This is a genomic window from Burkholderia anthinoferrum (assembly GCF_002925705.1).
In the GTDB taxonomy this organism is placed as follows: Bacteria; Pseudomonadota; Gammaproteobacteria; order Burkholderiales; family Burkholderiaceae; genus Burkholderia; species Burkholderia semiarida.
Window position 1 is genome coordinate 44,579 of sequence record NZ_LFZP01000045.1, and the last position, 24,601, is coordinate 69,179.

General features: G+C 66.6%; 19 protein-coding genes and 1 pseudogene. 9 read left to right on the forward strand and 11 right to left on the reverse strand.

All coding sequences use genetic code 11. The annotated features are described in order from the left end of the window. Positions 1-62: 62 nt before the first annotated feature. Positions 63-1,346 carry an MFS transporter gene (locus C5F75_RS16710; RefSeq protein WP_059577114.1) on the reverse strand — a complete coding sequence of 428 codons (1,284 nt, stop codon included), beginning with the start codon at positions 1,344-1,346 and terminating at the stop codon, positions 63-65. Between the two features lie 219 nt (positions 1,347-1,565). On the opposite strand from C5F75_RS16710, the gene C5F75_RS16715 reads away from it, so the two are divergent. Next, positions 1,566-2,186: a TetR/AcrR family transcriptional regulator gene (locus C5F75_RS16715; RefSeq protein ID WP_059577116.1), complete on the forward strand. Its 621-nt coding sequence runs from the start codon at positions 1,566-1,568 to the stop codon at positions 2,184-2,186. Positions 2,187-2,262: 76 nt separating this feature from the next. Continuing rightward, positions 2,263-2,835 (forward strand): DUF1415 domain-containing protein, encoded by a 573-nt coding sequence (locus tag C5F75_RS16720; protein ID WP_059577119.1) that lies wholly within the window; start codon positions 2,263-2,265, stop codon positions 2,833-2,835. A gap of 79 nt (positions 2,836-2,914) precedes the next feature. Here C5F75_RS16720 and C5F75_RS16725 read toward each other — a convergent pair whose 3' ends face one another. The 4 genes from C5F75_RS16725 to C5F75_RS16740 all read right to left on the reverse strand — a co-directional run bounded on the left by C5F75_RS16725 (position 2,915) and on the right by C5F75_RS16740 (position 6,146). Then, positions 2,915-3,805, reverse strand: a complete 891-nt coding sequence (locus tag C5F75_RS16725; protein ID WP_104012489.1) for a class I SAM-dependent methyltransferase — start codon at positions 3,803-3,805, stop codon at positions 2,915-2,917. Between the two features lie 89 nt (positions 3,806-3,894). After that, positions 3,895-5,028 (reverse strand): methyltransferase, encoded by a 1,134-nt coding sequence (locus C5F75_RS16730; RefSeq protein WP_059577122.1) that lies wholly within the window; start codon positions 5,026-5,028, stop codon positions 3,895-3,897. Positions 5,029-5,164: 136 nt separating this feature from the next. After that, on the reverse strand, positions 5,165-5,497 hold the full coding sequence (locus tag C5F75_RS16735; RefSeq protein ID WP_059577125.1) for a YegP family protein: 333 nt from the start codon (positions 5,495-5,497) through the stop codon (positions 5,165-5,167). Positions 5,498-5,651: 154 nt separating this feature from the next. Next, positions 5,652-6,146, reverse strand: a complete 495-nt coding sequence (locus C5F75_RS16740) for an LEA type 2 family protein (protein WP_059577128.1) — start codon at positions 6,144-6,146, stop codon at positions 5,652-5,654. 642 nt (positions 6,147-6,788) lie between these two features. Here C5F75_RS16740 and C5F75_RS16750 point away from each other — a divergent pair. After that, positions 6,789-8,957: a M1 family metallopeptidase gene (locus C5F75_RS16750; protein ID WP_059577131.1), complete on the forward strand. Its 2,169-nt coding sequence runs from the start codon at positions 6,789-6,791 to the stop codon at positions 8,955-8,957. A gap of 123 nt (positions 8,958-9,080) precedes the next feature. Here C5F75_RS16750 and C5F75_RS16755 read toward each other — a convergent pair whose 3' ends face one another. Continuing rightward, positions 9,081-10,001 (reverse strand): LysR family transcriptional regulator, encoded by a 921-nt coding sequence (locus C5F75_RS16755; protein ID WP_059577134.1) that lies wholly within the window; start codon positions 9,999-10,001, stop codon positions 9,081-9,083. 159 nt (positions 10,002-10,160) lie between these two features. On the opposite strand from C5F75_RS16755, the gene C5F75_RS16760 reads away from it, so the two are divergent. After that, entirely contained in the window at positions 10,161-11,138 is a 978-nt protein-coding gene (locus C5F75_RS16760; protein WP_059577136.1) for a quinone oxidoreductase family protein, read from the forward strand. A 24-nt stretch (positions 11,139-11,162) separates the two neighbouring features. Then, entirely contained in the window at positions 11,163-11,315 is a 153-nt protein-coding gene (locus C5F75_RS16765) for a DUF1427 family protein (RefSeq protein ID WP_081059172.1), read from the forward strand. Positions 11,316-11,342: 27 nt separating this feature from the next. Here the strand turns inward: C5F75_RS16765 and C5F75_RS16770 are convergent, their stop codons facing one another. Together C5F75_RS16770 and C5F75_RS16775 are read right to left on the reverse strand one after the other, a co-directional pair. Continuing rightward, a complete protein-coding gene (locus tag C5F75_RS16770; RefSeq protein ID WP_059577395.1) occupies positions 11,343-12,371 on the reverse strand; it encodes a transporter in 1,029 nt (342 codons plus the stop codon). A gap of 213 nt (positions 12,372-12,584) precedes the next feature. Beyond that, positions 12,585-13,547: a hypothetical protein gene (locus C5F75_RS16775; protein WP_059577139.1), complete on the reverse strand. Its 963-nt coding sequence runs from the start codon at positions 13,545-13,547 to the stop codon at positions 12,585-12,587. Between the two features lie 121 nt (positions 13,548-13,668). Between C5F75_RS16775 and C5F75_RS16780 the strand changes: the two genes are divergently transcribed. From C5F75_RS16780 to C5F75_RS16795, 4 genes are all read left to right on the forward strand, one after another. Further along, positions 13,669-14,514 (forward strand): M15 family metallopeptidase, encoded by an 846-nt coding sequence (locus C5F75_RS16780; RefSeq protein ID WP_059577142.1) that lies wholly within the window; start codon positions 13,669-13,671, stop codon positions 14,512-14,514. A gap of 301 nt (positions 14,515-14,815) precedes the next feature. Beyond that, positions 14,816-18,760, forward strand: a complete 3,945-nt coding sequence (tssM, locus tag C5F75_RS16785; RefSeq protein WP_104012463.1) for a type VI secretion system membrane subunit TssM — start codon at positions 14,816-14,818, stop codon at positions 18,758-18,760. Then, positions 18,757-19,746 (forward strand): type VI secretion system-associated protein TagF, encoded by a 990-nt coding sequence (tagF, locus tag C5F75_RS16790; RefSeq protein WP_059577148.1) that lies wholly within the window; start codon positions 18,757-18,759, stop codon positions 19,744-19,746. The genes tssM and tagF overlap by 4 nt, the downstream gene beginning before the upstream one ends. Before the next feature lie 4 nt (positions 19,747-19,750). Next, positions 19,751-20,701, forward strand: a complete 951-nt coding sequence (locus C5F75_RS16795) for an OmpA family protein (RefSeq protein WP_059577151.1) — start codon at positions 19,751-19,753, stop codon at positions 20,699-20,701. Between the two features lie 82 nt (positions 20,702-20,783). On the opposite strand, the gene C5F75_RS16800 is transcribed toward C5F75_RS16795, so the two are convergent. From C5F75_RS16800 to C5F75_RS16810, 3 genes and pseudogenes are all read right to left on the reverse strand, one after another. Then, entirely contained in the window at positions 20,784-23,045 is a 2,262-nt protein-coding gene (locus C5F75_RS16800; RefSeq protein ID WP_099316016.1) for a DUF2235 domain-containing protein, read from the reverse strand. After that, the gene (locus C5F75_RS16805; protein ID WP_181035438.1) at positions 23,032-23,952 is read right to left on the reverse strand and encodes a DUF3304 domain-containing protein; all 921 of its coding nucleotides are present in this window, start codon (positions 23,950-23,952) and stop codon (positions 23,032-23,034) included. The genes C5F75_RS16800 and C5F75_RS16805 overlap by 14 nt, the downstream gene beginning before the upstream one ends. A gap of 253 nt (positions 23,953-24,205) precedes the next feature. Then, a pseudogene (locus tag C5F75_RS16810) lies at positions 24,206-24,595 on the reverse strand (DUF3304 domain-containing protein); the annotation flags it as partial. Positions 24,596-24,601 lie beyond the last annotated feature (6 nt).

Genomic DNA, 24,601 nt, shown 5'->3' on the forward strand with positions numbered 1-24,601 from the left:
ATGCAAATCTCCTTGCGTGCAATGGCCGGCCGCGGTGCAGGCGGCCGGTCGATCCACCGCGATCAGGCTGCCTGCGCGGCCGCGCGCGACGGACCGCGGTTGATCCGCAACACGATCAGCGCCCCGACGATGCACAGCCCGCCCGAGATCATCGACGCGATCGTGTAGGTGCCGAGGCTCGCGCGCAGCAGCCCGGCGCCGAGCGCCGCGAATGCCGCGCCGAGCTGGTGGCCGGCGACGATCCAGCCGAACACGACCGGTGCCGCCGCCTTGCCGAACACGTCGGTCGCGAGTCGCACGGTAGGCGGCACGGTCGCGATCCAGTCGAGTCCGTAGAACATCGCGAACAGCGGCAGCCCGAAGAAATCGATCCCGAACGCGTGCGGCAGATAGATCAGCGACAGCCCGCGCAGCCCGTAGTACCAGAACAGCAGCACGCGGTTGTCGTAACGGTCGGACAGCCAGCCCGACAGCGTCGTGCCGAACAGGTCGAATATGCCCATCGCCGCGAGCAGCGACGCGCCCTGTACTTCGGTCATCCCGTAGTCGCTGCACATCGCGATCAGGTGCGTGCCGACGTAGCCGTTGGTGCTCGCGCCGCAGATGAAGAAACTGAAGAACAGCAGCCAGAAGTCGCGCGAGCGGCTCGCCGTCAACAGCGTGCGGAACGCGACCGCGAGCGGGTTCTCCTTCGTCGTGTCGGCCGCGGGCGGCGCATCGGCGGGCTCGCCGTACGGGCGCAGTTGCACGTCGGCAGGCCGCTCCGGGAGCAGGAACGCGACGAGCGGAATCACGATCGCGGCCGCCACCGCGACGACCAGCACGACCGGCCGCCAGCCATGGCGCTGCGCGATCGCCGCGAGCATCGGCAGGAACACGAGCTGCCCGGTGGCCGTGCTCGCGGTCAGGATCCCCATCACGAGGCCACGCCGCGCATGGAACCAGCGCGTGACGAAGGTCGCGGACAGCGTCAGCGCGACGACGCCCGTCGAGCAGCCGACCATCAGCCCCCAGATCACGACCATCTGCCAGCTCTGCGTCATCATCGACGACAGCGCGACGCCCGCGCCCATCGTCACGAGCGCGGTGAGGATCGTCGGGCGCAGCCCGAAGCGCTGCATCGCGGCGGCCGCGAACGGGCCCGTCAGCCCATATAGCGCGATGTTCACCGAGATCGCCAGCGAAATCGCCGCGCGGCTCCAGCCGAGCTCGCGTTCGAGCGGTACCATCAGCACGCTCGGCGTCGCGCGTGTGCCGGCCGCCGCCAGCAGGATCAGGAATACCACCGCCGCCGCGAGCCATCCGTAATGGAAGCGCCCGCCGATTCGTGTCACTGCCCAATTCATTTTCGCGTTCTCCAGTTGGCGGGCGCCGGCGCCATCGCACCCGCGCCGCCCGACCAGGCCACCTCCGCCACGCATTTCAACATCGGCTGACCCGGGCCGACGCTCGGCATTCGTCTGTTGATCCGGATGCGATTGTTACCGACCGGTCACAACCGTGTTGCGATCGTAGTTACCAGTCGGTAACATGTCAAGCAATCCATTATGTCGTCGAGGGTCATCATGTCGGGCATCGAGGTCGCCAAACCGTCGGCGCGGCGCACGCGCCGGCCGATCGACGGCGCCACCGCGCAGGAACACCTGCTGCGTGCCGCCGAGGAATTGTTTTACAAGGAAGGCGTGCGGACGGTCGGCGTCGAGGCGGTGGTGGAGCGCGCCGGGGTCAACAAGATGAGCCTGTACCGCCAGTTCGCGTCGAAGGACGAGCTGATCCTCGCTTATCTGGAGCGGATGGACGCGTGCTTCTTCGAGCGGCTCGATACGAGCGCCGCGAAGCATCCGGGGCAACCGAAGGCGCAGTTGATCCAGTATTTCGTCGACCTCGCCGAGCGGGCGACGCAAAAGGACTATCGCGGCTGCCCGTTCGTCAACGTGGCCGCCGAATTCCCGGATGCATCGCACCCGGCGCGCGAACGCGTCGCGCAGAACAAGGAGCAGCTGATGAAACGGCTCGTCGCGCTGTGCGAAGGCGCCGGCGCGCGGCAACCGAAGGCGCTGGCCGATGCGCTCGCGCTGGTGGTCGAAGGCATCTACGCGGCGAGCCAGACCTACCGGCACGGCGAAACGCCGATCGGCACCGCGCCCGCGCTCGTCACGCAGTTGATCGAAGCGGCCTGCGCGTGACGGATCGCATGCATTCGTCGCCGGCGCGCCCGCTACAATGCGGCCCTCTTCGCCCTTGCGCCCGACTGGTATCACGATGACCGACACCCGCCCCGACTCGCACGACGACATCCTCGCCGCCACGCGGCACTGGCTGGCACGCGCGGTGATCGGGCTCAACCTGTGCCCGTTCGCGAAAAGCGTCTATGTGAAGGAACAGGTGCGCTACGCGATCAGCGAAGCGACGACGCTGGAAGACGCGCTCGCCGAACTCGAAACCGAGCTGCGCGCGCTGGAAGCGGCGGATCCGCGGCAGGTCGACACGACGCTCGTGATCTACCCGCACGCGTTCGCCGATTTCGTCGACTACAACGATGCGTTGTTCTTCGCCGAGCGGCTCGTGCAGCAGTTGCGACTCGACGGCGTGCTGCAGATCGCGAGCTTCCATCCGCAATACCGGTTCGACGGCACCGAACCCGACGACATCGAGAACTACACGAACCGCGCGCCCTACCCGATCCTGCACCTGCTGCGCGAGGACAGCATCGCGCGCGCGGTCGATGCGTTCCCGGACGCGTCCGCGATCTACGAAAAGAATCAGGAAACGCTGCGCCGCCTCGGCCACGAAGGCTGGCGCGAATGGATGCGCCGCCCGGGCGACGACGTGTGACGCGGCGTGCAACGTGCAACGTGCGGCGTGCAACGCGCGCGGCGCGGGCGCCATGCCCGCCCGGCCGCGCGTTCGCCCGTCAGCCTTCGGCCGGCTCGGCCGCGGCGTCGCCCGCCGCCGAGGCCTGCGCGACGAAGAAACGCTCGTTCAGTTCGGCGAGCCCGAACATCCCGAGGAGCTCGTTCAGCCGCTCGCCGGGCCTGCGGCGCGGCAGGTTCTTGTACTGCGCGATGATCAGCTCGTTCTTCATCGAATGCTCCCAGCCGACCAGCTCGGTCACGCTGACCTGGTAGCCGTGCGCTTCGAGCTGCAGGCAGCGCAGCACGTTGGTGATCTGGCTGCCGAATTCTCGCGTATGGAGCGGATGGCGCCACACCTCGGTCAGCGCATTCGCGAGCGACTTGCCCTTGTTCTTGCGCAGCACGCCCGCGACTTCCGCCTGGCAGCACGGCACCAGTACGATGTGCTGCGCGCGCTTCGCGAGCGCGAAGCGGATCGCGTCGTCGGTCGCGGTGTCGCACGCGTGCAGCGCGGTGACGACGTCGACCATATCGGGCAGTTGCGGCGACGTGATGGAATCGGCAACCGACAGGTTCAGGAACGACATGCCGCCGAACCCGAGCCGCGCGGCGAGCTCGGTCGAACGCGTGACGAGTTCCTCGCGCGTCTCGATGCCGTACACGTGCGACGCGAACGCCGGCGTGCCGTGCCCCGGCTGCTGCTTGAAGAACAGGTCGTACAGGATGAAGCCGAGATACGACTTGCCGGCGCCGTGATCGACGAGCGTCACGTGGCCCTTGTCGGCCTGCACGCCGGCGAGCAGCGGCTCGATGAACTGGAACAGGTGATAGACCTGCTTCAGCTTGCGGCGGCTGTCCTGGTTCAGCTTCCCGTCGCGGGTGAGGATGTGCAGTTCCTTCAGCAGCTCGACGGACTGCTCCGGGCGGATTTCGTGGGTCTTGTTCGACATCGTGAAGCGGCGCCGGGCCACGGTCGGTCGACCACGGCCCGGCGGCGAAAATTCGTGAGGAATGGCGACAGTTTACCGAAAATACGCGGTCAGGCCCGCGCGCCGAGGCGCCAGAGCGACGTGACCTCGGCGCGGCGCGCCGCGTGCAGCGGATCGTCGGCGTCCGTCGACTTCGGGTGCGCGGGGCGGATGTCGTCGCGGCCGAGCACGACGAGGCCGGCCTCGTCGATCCATTGCAGCAAGGTTTCGCGCGGCCGCAGGCCGAGATGCTCGGCGAAATCGGACAGGATCAGCCAACCCTCGCCGCCCCGCTCCAGATGCGCGGCCAGCCCCGCGAGGAAACCGCGCAGCATGCGGCTGTCAGGATCGTAGACCGCGTATTCGATCGGCGCGCTCGGCCGGGCCGGCACCCACGGCGGATTGCACACCACGAGCGGCGCCCGGCCGGACGGAAACAGGTCGGCCTCGACGATCTCGACGTGGCCCGCATGACCGAGCCGCGCGACGTTCTCGCGCGCGCAGGCGAGCGCGCGCGGATCCTGGTCGGTCGCGACGACGCGCTCGACGCCGCGTGACGCAAGCACCGCCGCCAGCACGCCGGTGCCCGTGCCGATATCGAACGCGAGCGACGTCGCCGGCAGCGGCGCGCGCGCGACGAGCTCGACGTATTCGCCGCGCACCGGCGAGAACACGCCGTAGTGCGGATGGATCGGCGCGCCGCCGAGCGCCGGAATCGGCACGCCCTTCTTGCGCCACTCGTGCGCGCCGACGAGGCCGAGCAGTTCGCGCAGCGACACGACCGACGGCGCGCCGCCGGGGCCGTATGCTTCCTCGCAGGCGGCACGCACGTCGGGCGCGCGGCGCAGCGGGATCGTGTAATCGGCGTCGAGCGGGATCAGCAACATGCCGAGCGTGCGGGCACGCTGCGATTGCGCGAGGCGATGCAGATTGAAGGCGTCGACGCCGGCCGCGGCTTTCGCCTTCTTCGGCTTGCGTTCGACGCGGCGCGCCATCGCCTGCACGAGCTGGCGCGCATTCTGGAAGTCGCCCTGCCAGACGAGCGCGGTGCCCTCGCATGCGAGGCGGTAGGCCGCGTCGGCGGTGAGGCCGTCGTCGGCGGGCACCGCGCGCTTCGGCGGTTGCACGCCGGCCTCGGAGCGCCAGCGCACGGCATGATCGACGCCGTCGGCGTCGGTCCAGTGGAAAACGGGGGAATCGGTCACGCGAACTCGGTTACGGTTGGCTTCAACGGCGGCGAGAATTCACCGCGCGGACCACACCATACCGCGCTTTGCCCGACCCGGCAAAACAGGCGCCGCGACGGCCGCCCGAAGGCATTCGTTGCGGCGCAAGCGTCGATCAGGCGAGATCGTGGGTTTCCGCACCGGGCGCATCGCGCTTGACGGCCGCGATGCCGTTCTCGCGTGCCTGCACGCTGCTGTACGTTTCGCTCGTACCGATGACCTGGTGGTTCGCTGCTTTCAGATTGAACATCGGCTCGCCGTTGTGGGCGAGCTTGCGCTCGTAGCGCTCGTCCAGCGGCGCATTTTCCCGCACGGACGCGATCCCGTTTTTCGCGCCGCCTTTCTCCTCGTACCGCTCGCTCGCGAGGATGATCTCGCCGTTCGCCGACTTCAGGTGGAAGTAGTACTGGCCGTTCGTGGCCTTCTTGAGCTCGAATTTTGCCGCCATGAATTTCCCCTAAAAGAATGTCCGACCCTCGGACATCGGCAAGTGTAAGGGGTCGCGTCGACAAAAATCGAGATCTCGCGCGGATAAGCATTAAAGACTGTCAAATGGTGAATTTTTCGACACATTTAGCCGACGTTGAATGCATCCCGGCGACCTAGCCGCCCCACCCCGGCATGGCGGGCAGACGGAGCGTGCCCGCGTCGTTGAAGTGCACGGCGCCCAGCCCGCTGCCGGCGAGCCGGCCGCGCAGCGCATACGGCAACTCGCCGTTCGCGGCCGCGCCCGGCAGGTTCCACGCCTGCCGCGCGGCGGCGAAGGCCGATACCGATACGGGCACGTCGAGCACGGCCTCGCCGAACCGCGGCACGGTGCCCGCCCGATCGCTGACGCCGCTCGCGAACGGCGCACCGTTCAGGTCGAGCGCGACCGAGATGCCGTCGTAGTCGATCGGCGCATCGTTCGGATTCTGCACGCGCAACTTCAGGCTGAAGCGCATCTCGAGGCCCTGCCCGACGAGCGGGTCGAGCCCGGCGACCGACACGCGCACGGGCTCGCGCGTGAACCCCGCGCAACCGCCCAGCAGGAACACGGCCGCGAACAGCAGCAGCACGGCGCGCAGCGGCGCGATACGGAAAAGGGCGCGTGACATGGAAGGGCCTCCTCGCGGTGATCGGTGAACGGGTCGTCAATGCATTGTACCGACCGCGCCATCCTTCACCGGATTTCGTAGTTTCGGCAGCGCCACCAGATCGTTAATAGATTAAAACTACGAAATCGCCAGACAAACGGAAAGCGCATTAATGACTTCCAGCGTTCAATGAAGCGCCGGAAATTCAATAGACGTTCTTTCTAAATTTTTCGTTTCCTTTACCCAAAACCATCAAGTATATTTACGCATCCTTGGAGCAAGCCGACACACCTTGAAGCCGCATGACGGCGTATTTCCGGGACGGCGACACGCTGTCCTTCCGTCCTGCGGCCTGGCCCGGCCAGCCCCGTAGGTCGTCGGTTCAAAGGGATTGCGCGCCCGCGCCGGGCGTGCGGCCCCGTGTCGTGCGCGCGAAATCAATTCAGTACAACACGCGCACGGCCATTTTGAACCGGCCAGTTAACCGACATCCGGAAATTCAGAGGGGGCAGTAAACCATGATTACCTTCACGTAGTCGGCCGCCGTCTTTTCGAATAATCCGTCATTGCCATTTTTTCGCCGTTGATTAAACGGCGAGGGGATTGCTTTTGCCGGCGTTTTCGCAGCACTGAACGATTCTTTCAACGATCGAGGTTTCAGTCATGTCGATTCATATTCGCAAGATGCGTTATCTGCCGCTCGTCGCCGCACTCGCGCTCGCCGGTTGCGGCGGCGACGACGGCGGTGCGGGCTCCGCTTCCGCGCTGAGCTCCGCCGGCGCGCCGCACACGGGCTCGTCGCCCGCCGTCACCGCGCCCCCGAGCGCATCCAACGTCGACAAGAGCGTCTCGCCTGTCGAATTGCCGGACACCGTGGTGCCCGTGAACTACCGGCTGTGGTTCCGCCCGAACGACGCGCTGAATGCGTTCGACGGCCGCGCCGACGTCGAGATCAAGGTGCTCAAGCCGGTCAACAACATCGTGGTCGCCGGCCACCGGATCAAGTTCACGAACGGCCGCATCACGCTGCAGCCGGGCAACATCCAGCTGATCGCGACGCCGCAGGACAAGGGCGACTTCTACCAGTTGCGCCCCGTCGCCGGCACGATCGCACCGGGCAACTATTCGCTGCACATGGAGTGGTCGGGCATCATCAACTTCAAGTCGTATGACGATCCGGTCAACCAGACCGGCGGCAGTTGCGGCGACGATCCGTATCCGGGCTGCTCGGCCGCGGAAGGCGTGTTCCGCGTCGACCTGAAGGGCACCGACGGCAAGACGAGCGGCGCGATCCTGACGCAGGGCGAAACCAATCTGTCGCGCCAGTGGTTCCCGGGCTGGGACGAGCCGGCGTTCCGCCCGACCTATGAAGTGACGGCCGAAGTGCCGCAAAGCTGGCGCGTCGTGTCGAACGCGGCCGAGAAGCCGTCGACCAACGTCGGCGGCGGCTACAAGCTCGTGCAGTTCGAGAAGACCCCGCCGATGCCGTCGTACCTGCTGTTCTTCGGCGGCGGCATGTTCGACACCTACGAGGACGACTTCACGAGCCCGCTGCCGGGCGCCAAGGGCAGCCTGCACCTGCGCGTGTTCACGCCGCCGGGCATGAGCGAGTGGGCGAAGCCGGCGATGGACCGCACCAAGCAGGCGCTCGACTACTACTACCGCTACACGGGTATCCCGCTGCCGCTGACGAAGTTCGACACGGTCGCCGCGAACGACGCGTTCAAGGAGCAGAAGGACTTGAACTTCGGCGGGATGGAGAACTGGGGCTCGATCCTCGAGTTCGCCGACGACATCCTGCCGCAGCCGGGCCAGCCGATGTCGCGCTACGGCAATGAAGTGCTGACGCACGAAGTGGCGCACCAGTGGTTCGGCGATCTCGTGACGACCGACTGGTGGGACAACGTGTGGCTCAACGAGTCGTTCGCGACGTTCTTCGAGAACAAGACGACGATCCAGTTCTTCCCCGACGAGTTCAGCTGGCTCGACCAGGTGAAGAACAAGTACCGCGTGATCAATCGTGACATCGGCCCGAACGCGTTCCCGGTCGCGCCGAACTTCAACGACTGGGCGTCGAACGACTTCGTGCTGAGCGCCAGCGCGTTCACGTACGACAAGGGCGGCCACGTGCTGAAGACGCTCGAGAACTATCTCGGCGAGCAGACGCTGCGCAAGGGTCTGCAGCAGTACCTGGTCGACTACTCGTTCGGCAACGGGACGCCGAAGCGTCTGTGGGATGCGCTGTCGAAGGAAAGCGGCCAGGCGGTCGGCCCGATCGGCGACAGCTACGTGCGTCAGACCGGCGTGCCGCTGATCTCGCTCGACACGCAGTGCGACCTGACGAAGAACCAGACCGTCGTCACGCTGAAACAGCAGCCGTTCCCGAACAAGAACGCGTATCCGGGCCTGCAGTGGACGGTGCCGATCACGCTCGCGTACGGCCAGGGTCTCGCGAAACGCACGACGCTCGCGCTGAAGGATACGCAGGCGCAGACGCGGATCGACGGCTGCACGGGCGTGGTGGCCGACCCGAGCGGTCTCGACTACTACGTCGTGAACTACAGCGACGCGGCCTGGAGCGGCGTGCTCACGCAGGTCAACGGCTCGACCGATCCGGTGCTGCTGGCGAACCTGAAGAGCGAAGCGGCGCTGCTCGTCGCGAACAACCTCGCGCCGGCCTCGCGCTCGACGTCGATCGGCTCGGTCGCTTCGCCGGCCGCGATGAAGCTGCGCCAGACGCCGAGCTTCGGCGGCATCGAAGCGGTGACGAAGGAACGCCCGGCGCTGCATTACCAGGGCATCTTCAAGCCGCGCAAGGTAGTGACGCAGTAACGGTGCGCACCCGGCCGGTGCCGCGCGACCCGCGGCGCCGGCCGGCGTACCGGTTTCTCCGACCTGTTGACGGGCCTCGCATGCGAGGCCCTTTTTTTCATGCCGCGCGGCGCCCGTTCGCGATCACGCCCACGCGGCATCCCACGCCGGCTGCGCGAACCATGAGGCGAGGAACGCCACGAGCCGCGACGTGCGCGCACTGCCGCGCGCCTGCTGGCGCAACACGTGGATCGTCGCCGGCTCGGGCGCCGCCGCGTACTGCGGCAGCACCGCGCGCAACCGTCCGTCGCGCAGCGCGTCCGCCACGAGCCAGGTCGGCAGGTGCGCGAGACCGAGCCCGTCGATGGCCGCCTCGCGCAACGCTTCCGAATGATTGCTGCGAAACCGCGGCTGCGCGGGCGCGTGACGGCGCTCGCCGAAACGCCATGCGCCCGGCGGCGGCGCGCCATGCCACGCGAGACAGTCGTGGCCGGCCAGCGCGTCGGGCGATTCAGGCTCGCCGCGCCGTGCGAGGTAGGCCGCGCTCGCGCACAGCACGCGCCGTTGCGGCGCCAGCACGGTCGCGACGAAACGCGTGTCCTCCAGCGGCCCGATGCGCACCGCGAGATCGACGTCGGAACCGAGTCGCGCACCCTGCAGATCGACCATGCTGTCGGTCAGCACGAGATCGACCTGCAACGCCGGATGATGCTGCATGAACGCGGCCAGCGCGCCCATCAGATGCCGCCGGCCGAACGGCGCCGGACAGTCGATGCGCAGCAGCCCGCCCGGTTCGTCGTGCTGGCTGTGCAGGTCTTCCTGCAGTCCGCGCAACTCGGCCAGCATCCGTGTCGCGCGACCGTACAGCAACTGCCCGGCCTCGGTCGGCCGGAGCGCGTGCGTGGTGCGATGCAGGAGGCGGATACCGAGCTGCGTCTCGAGCCGGTCGATGCGCCGCGTGACCGACGACGCGGCGACGCCGAGCCGGCGCGCGGCTGCCGAGAAGCTCTGCTGATCGACCACGTCGACGAACAGCGCGAGGTGCGGGGAAAGGAAGTCGTCCATTCAGGGGCCTGGGGTCTGGCTGTGCGAAAAACGCAAAGCAATCATCCGCCTTTGCACGTTTCCGCGTCAAATCGGGCCCACTAGACTGCCTTCATCGCTTTCATCCGCCGCACGCGCCGGCCCGCCGGGCCGCGGCGGCCCTCGTTCATGGAGAATCTCATGCGCAGCATCCGCTTCGACACCCCCGCCGCCGACATCGAGTCGCTCGACGCGCGGGTCCGGGACATTCCGCCGCCCGTGCCGGCCGACGGCCAGATGCTGATCGAGGTGCGCGCGGCCGGCGTGAACCCGAGCGACGTGAAGGCCGCGCTCGGCCGCATGCCGCATGCGGTGTGGCCGCGCACGCCGGGGCGCGACTGGGCCGGCATCGTACGCGGCGGCCCGGACGACTGGGTCGGTGCGCCGGTGTGGGGATCGGGCGGCGATCTCGGCGTCGGCCGCGACGGCTCGCATGCGCAATGGCTCGTGCTGGATGCCGCGCACGTGCGCCGCAAGCCGGCCGTGCTGACGCTCGACGAAGCGGCCGGCGTGGGCGTGCCGTTCGTCACCGCGTACGAAGGCTTGCGCCGCGCCGGCATGCCGACGGCCGACGACGTCGTGCTCGTGTTCGGCGCGAACGGCAAGGTCGGCCAGGCCGCGATCCAGCTCGCCACCGCGCGCGGCGCGACCGTGATCGGCGTCGAGCGCGGCCCGGGCGGCTATCGCGGCCACGCATCGGGCGAGGTCCGCATGATCGACGCATCGAGCCGGACGGTGGCCGACGCGGTGCGCGAGATGACCGGCGGCCACGGCGCGGACCTCGTCTACAACACGGTCGGCAGCCCGTATTTCGAAGCCGCGAACGCATCGATGGCAATCGGCGCGCGGCAGATCTTCATCTCGACGATCGAGCGCAGCGTGCCGTTCGACATCTTCGCGTTCTATCGCGGCCAGCACACGTTCGTGGGCATCGATTCGCTGCAGCTCGGCGCGGCCGCGGTCGCGCGGATCCTCGACACGCTCGCGCCCGGCTTCGGCAACGGCACGCTGCGCCCGTTTCCGATCGGCGACGGCTACGTGTACCCGCTCGAGCGTGCGCACGATGCGTATCGCGCGGTGCTGGCCGGTGCGCGCGAACGCGTGATCCTCAAACCCTGATACCGGACCACACGGGAGACCGCCATGATGGACTACGTGATTTCGCTCGCGGTGGGCGTCGGTGTCGGCGTGTTGTACGCACTACTGCACGTGCGCTCGCCGGCCCCGCCGCTCGTTGCGCTCGTCGGCCTGCTCGGGATGGTGATCGGCGAACGCGCGATCGCGCTGCTGCGGTGACGCGTCGATGCGACGCCCGGTGCCGCGCTAGCGATCGTCGCGGCGCCGGAACGCCCACCACGCGGCCAGCGCGGTGAAGCCCGCGACGAGCAGCACCATCAGCCAGAAGCCGTGCTTGTTCTCCGCGAACGGCACGCCGCCGACGTTCATCCCGAAGAACCCGGCGACGATGTTGATCGGCAGCGCGATCACGGTGACGAGCGTCAGCGTGAACAGCGTCCGGTTGTTCTGCTCGTCCAGGCGCGAGCCGATCTCTTCCTGCAGCAGCTTGATGCGCTCGTTGAGCCCCGCCAGATCGGCGAGCACCAGCGAGAATTCCTCGGTCGACTCGCGCAGTTCCTGCACGTCTTCCGTATGCAGCCACGCGGGCGGCTTCGCGAGCAGCCGGAAGATCGAGCCGGGCTCCGGCGCGAGCATGCGCTGCAGGCGCGTCAGCGTACGGCGCATCGCGCCGAGCTCGATGCGGCTCGACGTGAGCCGCTGCGACAGGAAGCGATCCTCGATGCGGTCGACGTCGACGCTCGTGCGCCGCATGATCTGGATCAGCAGGTCGGCCTGGTCGCGCAGCAGATGCACGAGCAGCTCCGCGGGCGACCGGAACGACTCGCCGTCGCGCACGCACGCGCGCAGCGTGTCGACCGAGCGCAGCGGCTTGAGCCGCGCGGTCACCATGATGCGCCGCTCGACGTGGACGAACAGCGTCGCGATCTCCGACGGCGTCAGTTCGAGGTTGAACATCACGTCGTTGACGATCGCGCGCAACGCGCCGTCCTCCTGCTCGATGCGCGTCGAGCGCGAGCCTTCGTGCAGGAATTCGAAGAAGCTGTCCGACAATCCGAGATGCGTGCGCATCCAGCGCTCGCTCGCGCCGTGCGCGAGATTGAAGTGCAGCCAGACGAAATCGCCCGGTGCGGCCGCGCCCTGTTCGCGGCACGTGCGCAGCCATGCGGCGGCCGCGTCGGCATCGAGCGTCGCGCCGGCGCCGCCCGGAACGAAGCGGAATCCGCACACCATGCCGGACGTATCGGCGCCGTAAGTCTGTACGATCAGGTCCATCGTGTCGAAGGTCGTGCGGCGCGCGGCGCGCCGCACATCGCGGGTCGCGGGCCCGCGCCGGGAAAAGAAAGAAGACGTATGCCCGACGGCCATGACACGCGCGTGACAGTGTCACGCGGCATCATGCCGGCAGCTTTCCGTTCCCCGAAAACAAACGCGCCGCCCATCGGGGCGGCGCGGACACGCAACACGTCGCGGCGGGCGCGGCGCGCGCTACTGGCGCGTCTCCGACTGCGCGGCGCTCGGGCACGCCGGGTCCTTGCCCCAGTGGCCGTCGCACACGCGCCAGCGGCACAGCTGATCCTCGAAGAAACCGCGCTCCGAACACGCCTTCACGCGCGACGCCAGCGAGCCGCCGGTCGCCGCCGCCGTCTTGGTCGACACGGCCTGCGCCTTCTGCGCGGCGAGCGTCTTGTCGGCCGGCTTCGTACGCGCGACGAGCGCGGCGAGCAGATCGGCATCCGGATCGTCCTTCGCGCCGGCCTTCGCGGTACGGGCCGCCGTCGCGTCGCGGCGCTTCTTCGCCTGCGCGAGTTCGGCCTGCTGTTCCTTGCGATGCTTGCGGGCGTCGGCCTTCGTGTCCGCCTTCGTGTCGGTCTTGCCGTGGGCCGCGACCTTCGCGCTCTTCGACGCGTCGGCCTTCGCGGACCTGGCCGTCGCCGCCGTGGCGGCCGCGGCGGTTGCGGCTGCGCCGGCCGTGGCCGCGCCCGATGCGTCGTCGGCGCCGTTGGCGAGCGCGCGCGACAGGCGGCTGTTGTCCGCGGCGGACGCGGATGCAACGGCCTGGGACGCCGAATCGTCGTTGACGATCGTGGCCGGTTGCGCGGCCGGCGCGGCGGACGCGCCGTTCTGCGCGACCTGCGCGGCGGCGCCGCTGGCCGGGGCGGCCTTGCCTGGCGCCGCCGCGGGTGCCGTGGCGGCCACCACCGCCGCGGGCTGTTCGCCCGACGACTGCTGCATGCGCCACGCGCCCCAGCCGCCGACGGCCACGACCAGCGCCACGACGGCGGCGATCGGCCCCTTCAGCGAACGGCGCGGCGGCTCGGCGGGCGGCGTGACACGCCCTTCCAGATCCGCGAGAATGCGCGACTGCCGAGGTCCTCCCTCGCCTGCCGGTTTGGTATCGGACAGCAGGCTGGGCGGAGTTTTCGAATTTGAATTTTCCGGCGCACTCATTCAGCGTCTCATTGAATCCTGGTTTAATTCACCGCGATAATATAGCCTGGCCTCTCGAAGCAGCCTGATTCTAAGAGCAAGCATTGCAAAACACAATCAATTCCAATTTCCGGGGATTTCTTTGATTGCCGTCGCACTCGTCGCCTATTTCGCCCTTGCCGTCGCCGTTGCGGCACTGTTGCTTTTACCGGGTATCCGGGCGACCGTTTTCGAATCCGTTGCCCAGTTTCACGGCCGTCTCACGCGCCGGGCCAACGATCGCGCCGCGCGCGCGCGCAGTCAGATTGTTAAATCGGCAAGCGTGACGCGCGGCGCATTAAGCGATGTGCAAAATTTACTGGTTCGACGGCGCTTGATGATTATGGTATCGGCAGGTATTCTTGCGACGCCGCCATTGGTCGCCATTGCGTTACGCGGCCGGCAATTGTTCCAGTACGACGACACGGCGCGCGTGCCCGACGAGAAAATCGCCGCGCTGCTGCAGGGCGAGCAGCTCGTGCCGCCGCCGCCGCTGCCGCCGGAAGTCTTCGCCACGAAGGAAGTCGAGCAGGTCCGCCCGGCGCTGAAGGATGCGAGCCGCGACTGGAACCTGCTGGACCCGGATTTCCGCACGCGTTTGCTGCTGGTCTACAAGATCATGCACGAACAGCACGGTTATGAAATGGCGCTGCTGGAAGGTTACCGGAGCCCGGAACGGCAGAACCGGCTGGCGCAGATGGGCAGCAACGTGACCAACGCGGCAGCCTTCCAGAGTTATCACCAGTTCGGGCTGGCGGCGGACAACGCATTCCTGCGCGACGGCAAGCTGGTCATTTCCGAGAAAGACCCGTGGGCGATGCGCGGCTACCAGTTGTACGGCCAGGTCGCCGAACAAGTCGGCCTGACCTGGGGCGGCCGATGGAAAATGATGGATCTCGGGCACGTGGAATACCATAAACCCGGTTTTAAACTGGGACGCGGCAGCTAGTCAGGGCTGCCGGACAAGAAATAATGAGGGCGGCATGGGGCTTTTTAATCACCCGGCAGGAAACGATTTGGGCGGCGCAAACAATCGGGCATTCCGGTGCGCGATTTTTTCCGGCCGCCGCTTCCGTTTTAAATCTCACAGCGTCCTTTCGTTAATGCGCGCGCCTTCTCCGATGCCGCGAGCGTATTGATGCCAGCCTCCTTCATCCCGTTTGACAGCATGGCGACACATCGCGGCGCCACCCTTGCCGCTCGACGCGCCTGCGTCGCCTCACCGAATCGCACCGGAACCTGAACGTCCTATGCAACGCATCCTCAACGTGCTGACTCATCCGCGTACGCTCTCGATCGTCGGGATCGTCGCGCTAGCGGCCATCCTGTTCATCGTCGCCGACATGCTGCAGTTGCCGCTCCTGTGGGCGGCGATCGCGTTCGCGGCGGTTCTCGCGCTGTGGCTCGCCGTCGCGCTGTGGCGCCGCTGGCGCGTGAAGCGCGCGAACCAGCAGCTGGGCCAGGTGCTGGAAGAGCAGGCGGAAACCGGCAAGATCGCCGCGCCGGCCGCCGCCGCGCTCGCGCCGGACGCGAAGACGGCCGACCTCGACGTGCTGCGCACGCGCCTGTCGGATGCGGTGAAGACGATCAAGACGTCGAAGATCGGCCAGGTGTCGGGCGGCTCCGCGCTGTACGAACTGCCGTGGTACATCGTGATCGGCAACCCGGCCGCCGGCAAGAGCAGCGCCGTGCTCAATTCCGGCCTGCAATTCCCGTTCGCGGACAAGAACAGCGCCGTGATCCACGGCATCGGCGGCACGCGCAACTGCGACTGGTTCTTCACGACCGAAGGGATCCTGCTCGACACGGCCGGCCGCTATTCGGTGCACGAGGAAGACCGCAGCGAGTGGCTCGGCTTCCTCGGACTGCTCAAGCGCTACCGCCCGAAGGCGCCGATCAACGGCATCATCGTCACGGCCAGCATCGCCGAGCTCACCGGCAACCGCCCCGAATTCGCGATCAACCTCGCGAAGAATCTCCGCCAGCGCGTTCAGGAGCTGACGGAAAAACTGGAAGTGTTCGCGCCGGTCTACGTGATGTTCACGAAGGCCGACCTGATCACCGGCTTCACCGAATTCTTCAGCAGCAGCGACAAGCACGAGTATGACCGCGTGTGGGGCGCCACCCTGCCCTACGAGCCCGACGACAAGCGCGACGTCGTCGCGCAGTTCGACACGCACTTCGAGGAACTCTACGAAGGGCTGAAGGAAATCAGCGTCGCGCAGCTGTCGCTGTCGCGCGGCAACCAGCTGTCGCCGGGCCAGTTGAGCTTCCCGCTCGAATTCTCGACGATCAAGCCGTCGCTGCGCGCGTTCCTCGCGACGCTGTTCGAGAACAACCCGTTCCAGTACAAGCCGATCTTCCGCGGCTTCTACTTCACCAGCGCGCTGCAGGAAGGCGAAACCAACAGCGCGGCCGCGCAGCGCATCGCGCACCGCTTCGGCCTCGACGCGAGCGCGCTGCCGAAACCGCACAGCGCGTTCTCGAAGAACGGCTTCTTCCTGCGCGACCTGTTCTCGAAGGTGATCTTCGCCGACCGCCAGACGGTGCGCCAGTTCGCGAGCCCGACCAAGACGCGGCTGCGCTACGCGACCTTCTTCGGCTTCGTCGCGGCGCTCGCGCTCGCGCTGGGCGGCTGGACCTGGTCGACGATCGGCAACCAGCAGCTCGTCGCGAACGTGCAGGCCGACCTCGACAACGTCACGCGCCTGCAGCAGGGCCGCAACGACCTGCAGTCGCGCCTGCAGGCGATGGACATCCTCGAGGACCGGATCGAGCAGCTCGAACAGTTCCGCCGCGACAAGCCGCTGTCGGTGTCGCTCGGCCTGTACCAGGGCGACCGTCTCGAGCAGCACCTGCTGACCGAGTACTACGGCGGCGTGCGCCAGATCCTGCTGGCCCCCGTGTCGCAGAACCTCGCGTCGTTCATGAAGGACGTGAACGCGCACCCCGAGCAGCTCGTGCCGATGACGCGCCCGCCCGAATCGGGCGCCGTGCAGGGCGGTACGATGCCGGTCTCGACAAACGCGGCAGGCGCCGCGCCGCAGGCGGGCGCCGCGCTGGCCGCGTCCGGCACCGCGCCGGCCGCCGCCCCGCAACAGGCAGCCGCGCCGCAGGGCGGCCTCTACAGCGACGCGTCGCCGACCAACGTGCAGGATGCGTACAACGCGCTCAAGACGTACCTGATGCTGTCCGACAAGCGCCACGTCGAACAGGCGCACCTGACCGACCAGCTCGCCCGCTTCTGGCGCGGCTGGCTCGAGACGAATCGCGGCAACATGCCGCGCGACGAGATGATCCGGAGCGCCGAGCGCATGATCTCGTTCTACCTGTCGCGCGTGAACGACAACGACTGGCCGATGATCGACGCGAACCTCGCGCTCGTCGACCAGACCCGCGAGAACCTGCGCCGCGTGGTGCGCGGCATGCCGGCCCGCCAGCGCGTGTACGAGGAAATCAAGGCGCGCGCGTCGACCCGCTTCGCGCCGATGACGATCGCGCGCATCGTCGGCGACGGCAACCAGGGTCTCGTGGCAGGCAGCTACGCGATTCCGGGCACGTTCACGCGCGAAGCGTGGTTCGACTACGTGCAGCCGGCGATCCGCGATGCGGCGACCAAGGAACTGCAGGCGAAGGATTGGGTGCTCAACACGTCGACGCAGGACGACCTGACGCTCGAGGGCAGCCCCGAACAGATCCAGAAGACGCTCGTCGGCATGTACAAGACCGAGTACGCGCAGCACTGGCAGAAGTTCATGCAGGGCATCGCGGTCCAGGGCTTCACCAGCTTCGGCCAGGCCGTCGACGGCATGAACCGCCTGGGCGACCCGCAGGATTCGCCGATCCGCAAGATCCTCGAGACCGCGTACGACCAGACGTCGTGGGACAACCCGTCGCTCGCAAACGTCGCGATCAAGAAGGCGCAGACGGGCGTCGTGAACTGGGTCAAGCAACTGTTCACGCGCTCGCAGGCCGGCCAGATGGCGGCGGCCAACATCGACATCAACGGCAATCCGGCCGAGGTGCCGATGGGCCCGATCGGCCAGGAGTTCGTCGGGCTCGCGCGGATCGTCGCGACGCATGACGGCACGTCGATGCTGAAGGGCTACATGGAGTCGCTGTCGAAGGTCCGCACGCGCTTCAACGTGATCAAGAACCAGGGTGACCCGGGGCCGGGCGCGCGTCAGCTGATGCAGCAAACGCTCGACGGCAGCGGTTCGGAACTCGCCGATTCGCTGAAGCTCGTCGACGAGCAGATGCTGACGGGCCTGACCGATTCGCAACGCAAGTCGCTGCGCCCGCTGCTGGTGCGGCCGCTGATGCAGGCGTTCGCGGTCGTGATCCAGCCGGCCAGCGCCGAAGTCAACAAGGTGTGGAACGCGCAGGTCTACCAGCCGTTCCAGAACTCGCTTGCAACGAAGTACCCGTTCGCGGCGAACGCGAAGGTCGAGGCCGGCGCCGGCGAGATCGCGCAGGTGTTCGGCCCGGACGGCTCGATCGCGAAGTTCGTCGGCACGACGCTCGGGCCGCTCGCGGTGCGCCGCGGCGACACGCTCGCCGCCCGCACGTGGGGCGACATGGGCATCGGGCTCACGCCGGACTTCACGAACGGCTTCGCACGCTGGGTCGCGCCGCTCGCGGGCGGCGCCGCCGGCAGCGCGGCCGCGTCGTCCGAGCCGCAGACCGTGTTCCAGATCCTGCCGCAACCGAGCACGGGCACGACGGAATACACGATCGCGATCGACGGCCAGCAACTGCGCTACCGCAACACGCCGCCGCAGTGGACCAACTTCGTGTGGCCGAACCCGCAGGGCTCGCCGGGCGCGACGCTGTCCGCGACGACCTTCGACGGCCGCACGGTGCAGCTCGTCAACGAGCCGGGCCGCTACGGTCTCGAGAAGCTGATCAACTCGGCACAGCGCAAGCGCCGTCCGGACGGCACGTTCGACCTGACGTGGGCGCAGGGCAGCGTGAACGTGTCGGTGACGATGCGCATCATCAGCACGTCGCAACCGTCGACCGGCAGCGGTGACCAGCCGCAGCAGCAGAGCCTGCGCGGCCTGCAGCTGCCGTCGTCGGTCGCCGACGCGAGCGCGGGCGCCGCGCAGAACGCGACGCAAGCCGGCACCGGCACGCCGGGCGCCGCGCCGGCCGTCGCGGCCGCCAACGCAACGAATGCACAGAGGGCGCAATGACGCAAACCGTACAGGCGCAAATCGCCTACTTCGGCAAGATTCCGTCGCGCGGCGACTTCGTGAAGAGCGCGCACAATCCGCAGTTGCTGCAGACGCTCGATCGCTGGATCGCGCAGGCGCTGGAGCTGCTCGCGGAAGATCCGCGCTGGAAGATCGTCTACGAGGACGCGAAGCCGATGCATTTCGCGTTCCTCGGCTCGCGCAGCAAGCTCGCGATCGCGGGCCACATGGTCGCGAGCCACGACGTGTCGATGCGCCGCTTCCCGTTCCTCGGCGCCACCGCGCTGGAGGTCGACCGGCCGCTCGCGTTCCTCGCGCGCAGCCCGCTCGCGTTCGCGCGGCTGTGGTCGCGCGTCGCCGCGCAGATCCCGCCGCTGCTCGGCAAGGACGAGCCGCCCGGCGCGCTGCAGGCGCTCGGCGACACGCAGGTGCCGATCGACATCGGCGGGCCCGGCACGTCGCATGACGGCACCTTCAACGATTTCGTCGAACACCAGTCGCTGTACGGCCTGCAGCAGATGCTGCTCGAAAGCGGTCACCCGGTGCGGCTGCGCGGCGCGATGCTCGCGCTCGGCTCGCTGCTGCGGCCGGTGATGCAGAGCGGCTCGTCGCACATCGAACGCGGCCTCACGCTGCCGCTGCCGGTCGATCCGTTCTACCGCAGCCTCGTCGCCGCGTTCTGGCTCGAGCTGATCGCGCCGTTCGTCGCGCAGGCCGACTTCGAGCTCGCGATCTTCATCGGCACGATCGCCGAACGCGAACGGCTGATCATCGGCTTCAACGGCGCGTCGGCGAAGACGCTGCTGAGCGTCGTCGACCCGCAGACCTACGCCGCCCACAACATCGACATCGACGATCCCGAATGGATCGACGCCCATGCGCAAAACGATCACCAGATCAGCAAGCTCGTCAGCTACCTCGACCAACCGCAACTCTCGCTGCGCGTCGCCATCGACGCGTTCCGCGAAGCGTTCATCGGAGGCTGACGGCATGCATCGCACGATTCAGGCCCGGCGCGCGCGTCTTTCGGCCGCCGTCTCGCCCGCCCTCGCCGCACTGTTCGCCGCCGGCCTCGTCGCGAGCGGCGCGGCCTTCGCGCAGAACACCGGCGCGACCGTCACGCCGGTCGGCAACGGCACGGTCGCGACGACCGCGCTGCCGCAGGCCAGTCCGAACGCCGGCGGCGCGTCCGGCACGGTGGTGCACGGCACCGCCGCCACGATCGCGCCGCCGCCCGCGAACGCGACGCCCGGCCAGGTGGTGGTGGGCGGCAAGGTGCCCGACGAGGCGACCAAGGCGGCCGTGCTGCAGAAGCTGCGCGACACGTACGGCGCGACGAACGTCGTCGACCAGATCGAGGTGGGCGACGTCGCGACGCCGCCGAACTGGAGCGCGAACGTGCAGAAGCTGCTCGGCGCGCAGCTCAAGCAGATCAGCAAGGGCCAGTTGAAGATCAACGGCACGCAGATCGAGATGAAGGGCGAGGTGCACAACGAGGCGCAGCGCCAGCAACTCGCGAGCGACATGGCGAACACGCTGAACCCGACGTACACGATCAAGAACGGGCTGCGCGTGTCGGCGTCCGAACAGGGCGTGCTCGACCAGACGCTCGCGAACCGGACGATCGAGTTCGAGACCGGCAGCGCGACGCTGACGCCGCAGGGCAAGCTGATCCTCGACCAGATGGCGGCCGCGCTCGCGAAGATGCAGAACCGCACGGTCGACATCATCGGCCACACCGACAACTCGGGGAACCGCACGTCGAACATCGCGCTGAGCCAGGCGCGCGCGGATGCGGTGAAGGGTTATCTGATCACGAAGAGCATTCCGCCGCAGCAGATGACGACGACGGGGGTGGGCCCGGATCAGCCGATCGCGCCGAACGATACGGCGGATGGCAGGGCGAGGAATCGGCGGATCGAGTTCCGGGTGGGGCAGTGAGTTGGCGGGGGGCGGCTTCGGATGATCCGCCCCCGGTGCCACCGAGTGTCAGCGGTAGGCGGTTGCGTGCCACAGAAGGACGTCAATGTGTCGGTGGCGTGCCCTGGTAACCTCTCGTCCATTGCTGGCTCTGCTTGCTCGCCTGGTCGACCCGTTTCGCAGTGAGATCGTCGCTCTTGCGCTGCTTGTCTTCCTTCGCATAGTCCGTCTTTCCGAACACGTCCTTGTCCCGCGTCCTGAAGTACAGCGAAGGCGCGAGCACGTGATCCTGCCAACTCGTCAGCAACGTATCGTGGACGAGCATGTCGAACATCGCCATCACCTCGGGCGGAAGCGGGTTCTTCCCCGCATACCCCTGCTCCCAGGCCTTGACCAGCGCAACCTCGTCCTCGTTCAGCTCAACACGGCGTGCAAACGCGGGCGCAAGGAACAGCGGCGTATAAGTCGGCTTGTTGTTGAACGACTGCGTGAAGCGGCGCCGTTGCTCGGCCTCGTATTCCGGCCGCATCTTCTCCCACTTGCCAGTCATCTCCCTCGCTTCCTTGTCGAGACGCTGCCAGACCGTCGTGTAATTGCTCGGCGGGACATCCTTCCATAAATCGTTGTAACGCTTGTCCGCCGCCTGCTTCGCGAGCTTCAGCTTCTGGATCTCGGGCGAGTCCATCCGCTGGCTGCCCATCATCGCCCAGTCGAGCTTCGCCTTTGCGTCGCGCCGGTCGTAGTCGGCTTTTTCGACGTCCTTGCGCCACTCGGTTGCCGGGTCGGTCACGGAATGACGGAATTCCGGATCCTGGTATCGCACGGCGATCCAGCGCAGGAATACCTCCGCATGCGGCAGAAAGTTCACGCCCTGCGTGTCCGGAACAACCTTGCGGTACGCATCGACTAGCGCCCTGATCCTGTATTGCTTGCCTTCGTAGGTGATCGGCGTCGCAATCGAGAAGCGACTGAATACGTCAGGCCGCCGCTTGGCTAGCGTTTCCATGTCGAGAAGCGCACTACCAGCCTTGAGCGCTTCGAACAGCATGTCCCGTAGCGGGATACGCATCAGCTCTGCATTGAAGCCCAGCGAACCATGCAACGAACCGCCGGCGATGTCGCTGCTCGTTCCCGGATAGAGCCGTTGCTCGGCACGAGTCTTTTCCAGGCTGTCGAGTCGCTGGTACATGCGCATCTCGTGAGCGGCAGCGAAATGCACGCACCGCTGCACGCTTGCGGGCACGGCAAGCGACCGGTCCTTGTAATTCGGCTTGATGGTCCCGAGAAACGGCAGGATGCCGATAATCTCGCCGGCCTCTTCCGACATAATCGACGACACCGCATCCAGCAGACCGACGAACTTTATTTCGAGCGAAATGCCGTTGAGTGCAAGGTCCTGATCGTCGCGACGCTTGTACTTGGTCGCCAGATCGTTGACGAACGCGCGTGCCAGCACGCAACCGCGATCGGCGCCAAACACCGATACTTCGATCTTTCGAATCTTCGACACCTGTCCCTTGACCGCCTCAACCGCTTTTTCCAGCTGGTCCTTCGCGGCAACGAGCCGTGAATCGACGCCGGTGCCGAAGTACGCGCTCATCACCTGCGCATCGCGCACGATCGGTACGTTTTCGATCGCGATTCCCGTAATGACCTGACGGACTGTCGATTGCACGATCTTGAGCGGATTGCGCTTCGCGTCGTTTTTTGCGTTCCGGAATACCGCGATGCCGCCTGCTTTCGTGCGCTCCCAGATCCGCTCCGGCGACGCGTCCAATACGTTCGCGATGCGGCGTGCGGTTCGGGGGATGTTCTGGATATCCTTCTTAAAGTCGTTGAAAGCATTCAGCATCGGCCGAAACGAGAACTCCGAGGCGGACTGCTTGGCTGCCGTCGTCACGCGACCTTTTACGTCCAGTTGCTTGATCGGCTGGTTCACACGTGCGACTGACTCCACAACGCCCTTCGTTGCGGCGAGCACCTTCTTGCCGACCATTTTCCCCGCGGCCAGGCCAGCATTGAGCCAGTCGTTCGACTTGGCATCCGCGTTGAGATCCGTCCCGAGGCCCGAATAGTAAAGGCGGAACCAGAACTGATTCACCGGACGATCGACGTCTAGGTTGGTGCGGTGCGCATCGAAAAGACGCGAGATGTTCGAGTACAGTCCGCTGTCCGGATCGTCTTCGTCCCTGCTTCGACCGAACGCATCGAAGAATACGCCGATACGGATCGTTGCTCCGCACGGCAGACAATCTCCCTTTGGATAGTTGGCTGTCGCCATCTTGTCGACTGCCATTCGCACGCTCTGTGGCGTAGCGTCGTCCGGATCGAGTCGAATGGCGTTTCGATCGTTAGCTGCCGCCATGGCTATTCTCCTCACGTGGCGGTGGCACCAGGCCCGCGGGAATGGACGGTACCGCAACCGCCTGAAATCGGTTCTGCCCAAGCTCCTTCACAACGGTCGGTGACAGGGCGGCCGCCGCCTTCGCGAATGCTCCCGGTTTCCCCTTGCTCGACTGGATGATCTTCTGCACCGCCGGGTGCGCGTCGAACCGGGGATTCACCAGAAGCGCGTAATAGGCGTATTGCTCAAGGTCGCTGCGATCTGTGAAGCGGTACTTGATCCAAGCCTCCGCAACGGTTCTCGAAATCCTGCGGTGCGACTGGGCGTCATTGTCCTCGTACTTCTTGTCGAGGCGCTTGCCGTACCGTTTCGTCAAGTCACGCGACACGTCCACGATCGGCAACCTGGTACTGCCCAGCATCTCTCCAGGAAATACCAGTTCGACATGATGATCGGGGTAGAAGTGGACCTCGAGAATGCGCGAGCCAATCGAATCCGGCTCCTTGGTTGGCGGCAACGAAACGTTCGTCTCCGCCTGCTGTTTCTTCACCTGCTCACCCGGCCGCCAGTTGTCCGCATCGTAATACGTCCACTGAACCTTGAAATCGTTGCCCTTCAGCAAGTAACAGCAGGAGATGCTGCCCTCCCCGGCCCCGGGTTCCAGGTCGCCGCCGCCGCGTGCCTTGTTGCCGAACTGGTCGGTGATCGTGAACCGAACGAGGTTGTATGGCAGGTAGTTCAGCGCCTCCGTTGAAATGCTAGTGTAGGTCGGATCGGACTTGCTGCACGCCGCCATCGACACGAATAGCAAGCCTGCGGCGGCGAGTCGCAACGCGGCGAGGAACCGTCCGCGAGTTGCGCGTGCGCCGTGACGGTCTGGAACGATCGTGCGGACTTTCGGCGCAGCGTATTGCATGAAATCAGGCATAAGCACTCTCTTCATATGGCCGCCGCAGCATGACGTCGGGAACGGGCCTGCACGGCGACCAGCTTGATATTTTCGTTCGTCGGTTCGAACAGCGGTTTCTGCAGCATTCACTCCGAGAGTGTGTCGACCTTGCCGTCGCAAACGGCAAGCGCAGACTTACGCCGCACCGCTGAGTTCCTCCAGAAGAATCCGGTCGTCTGTGTCGCAAATCGCGTCCAATACGTACCCGGTACGATCCCCCATGCAGCGCATCCTTTGCACGCGGCGGTGGCGGCAAACCATCGAATATCACCGGCACCGCCGCTGCTTCGAACGCGTTGTTCGACAGCGAGAACAACACACGCTTCGGCAGCGATCGCATCGATTTCGCGAACATCCCCGGCTTGCCGGCGGCCGTTTGCACGATGCGCTGCACCTCAGGAGGTACATCGAACCGGCTGTTCACGAGCACCGCGTAATACGCATACTGCTCGATATCATCCCGATCGGTCAGACGGTATTTCAACCACGCCGACGCGACAACACGAGCGATACGACGAAACCGCTGATCCTCGCGCTCGGCATATCGCTTGTCCAGTTGCGTCTGATACCGTTTCGCCCACCTGACGACATCGACAATAGGCAGTCGCGCGTCGTCAAGCATCGCCAC

Bases quoted from the DNA above. Each gene is read 5' to 3' on its own strand.
- C5F75_RS16710 (WP_059577114.1), bottom strand. From the start codon at position 1,346: ATGAATTGGGCAGTGACACGAATCGGCGGGCGCTTCCATTACGGATGG.
- C5F75_RS16715 (WP_059577116.1), top strand. From the start codon at position 1,566: ATGTCGGGCATCGAGGTCGCCAAACCGTCGGCGCGGCGCACGCGCCGG.
- C5F75_RS16720 (WP_059577119.1), top strand. From the start codon at position 2,263: ATGACCGACACCCGCCCCGACTCGCACGACGACATCCTCGCCGCCACG.
- C5F75_RS16725 (WP_104012489.1), bottom strand. From the start codon at position 3,805: ATGTCGAACAAGACCCACGAAATCCGCCCGGAGCAGTCCGTCGAGCTG.
- C5F75_RS16735 (WP_059577125.1), bottom strand. From the start codon at position 5,497: ATGGCGGCAAAATTCGAGCTCAAGAAGGCCACGAACGGCCAGTACTAC.
- C5F75_RS16740 (WP_059577128.1), bottom strand. From the start codon at position 6,146: ATGTCACGCGCCCTTTTCCGTATCGCGCCGCTGCGCGCCGTGCTGCTG.
- C5F75_RS16750 (WP_059577131.1), top strand. From the start codon at position 6,789: ATGTCGATTCATATTCGCAAGATGCGTTATCTGCCGCTCGTCGCCGCA.
- C5F75_RS16755 (WP_059577134.1), bottom strand. From the start codon at position 10,001: ATGGACGACTTCCTTTCCCCGCACCTCGCGCTGTTCGTCGACGTGGTC.
- C5F75_RS16760 (WP_059577136.1), top strand. From the start codon at position 10,161: ATGCGCAGCATCCGCTTCGACACCCCCGCCGCCGACATCGAGTCGCTC.
- C5F75_RS16765 (WP_081059172.1), top strand. From the start codon at position 11,163: ATGATGGACTACGTGATTTCGCTCGCGGTGGGCGTCGGTGTCGGCGTG.
- C5F75_RS16770 (WP_059577395.1), bottom strand. From the start codon at position 12,371: ATGGACCTGATCGTACAGACTTACGGCGCCGATACGTCCGGCATGGTG.
- C5F75_RS16775 (WP_059577139.1), bottom strand. From the start codon at position 13,547: ATGAGTGCGCCGGAAAATTCAAATTCGAAAACTCCGCCCAGCCTGCTG.
- tssM (WP_104012463.1), top strand. From the start codon at position 14,816: ATGCAACGCATCCTCAACGTGCTGACTCATCCGCGTACGCTCTCGATC.
- tagF (WP_059577148.1), top strand. From the start codon at position 18,757: ATGACGCAAACCGTACAGGCGCAAATCGCCTACTTCGGCAAGATTCCG.
- C5F75_RS16795 (WP_059577151.1), top strand. From the start codon at position 19,751: ATGCATCGCACGATTCAGGCCCGGCGCGCGCGTCTTTCGGCCGCCGTC.
- C5F75_RS16800 (WP_099316016.1), bottom strand. From the start codon at position 23,045: ATGGCGGCAGCTAACGATCGAAACGCCATTCGACTCGATCCGGACGAC.
- C5F75_RS16805 (WP_181035438.1), bottom strand. From the start codon at position 23,952: ATGCCTGATTTCATGCAATACGCTGCGCCGAAAGTCCGCACGATCGTT.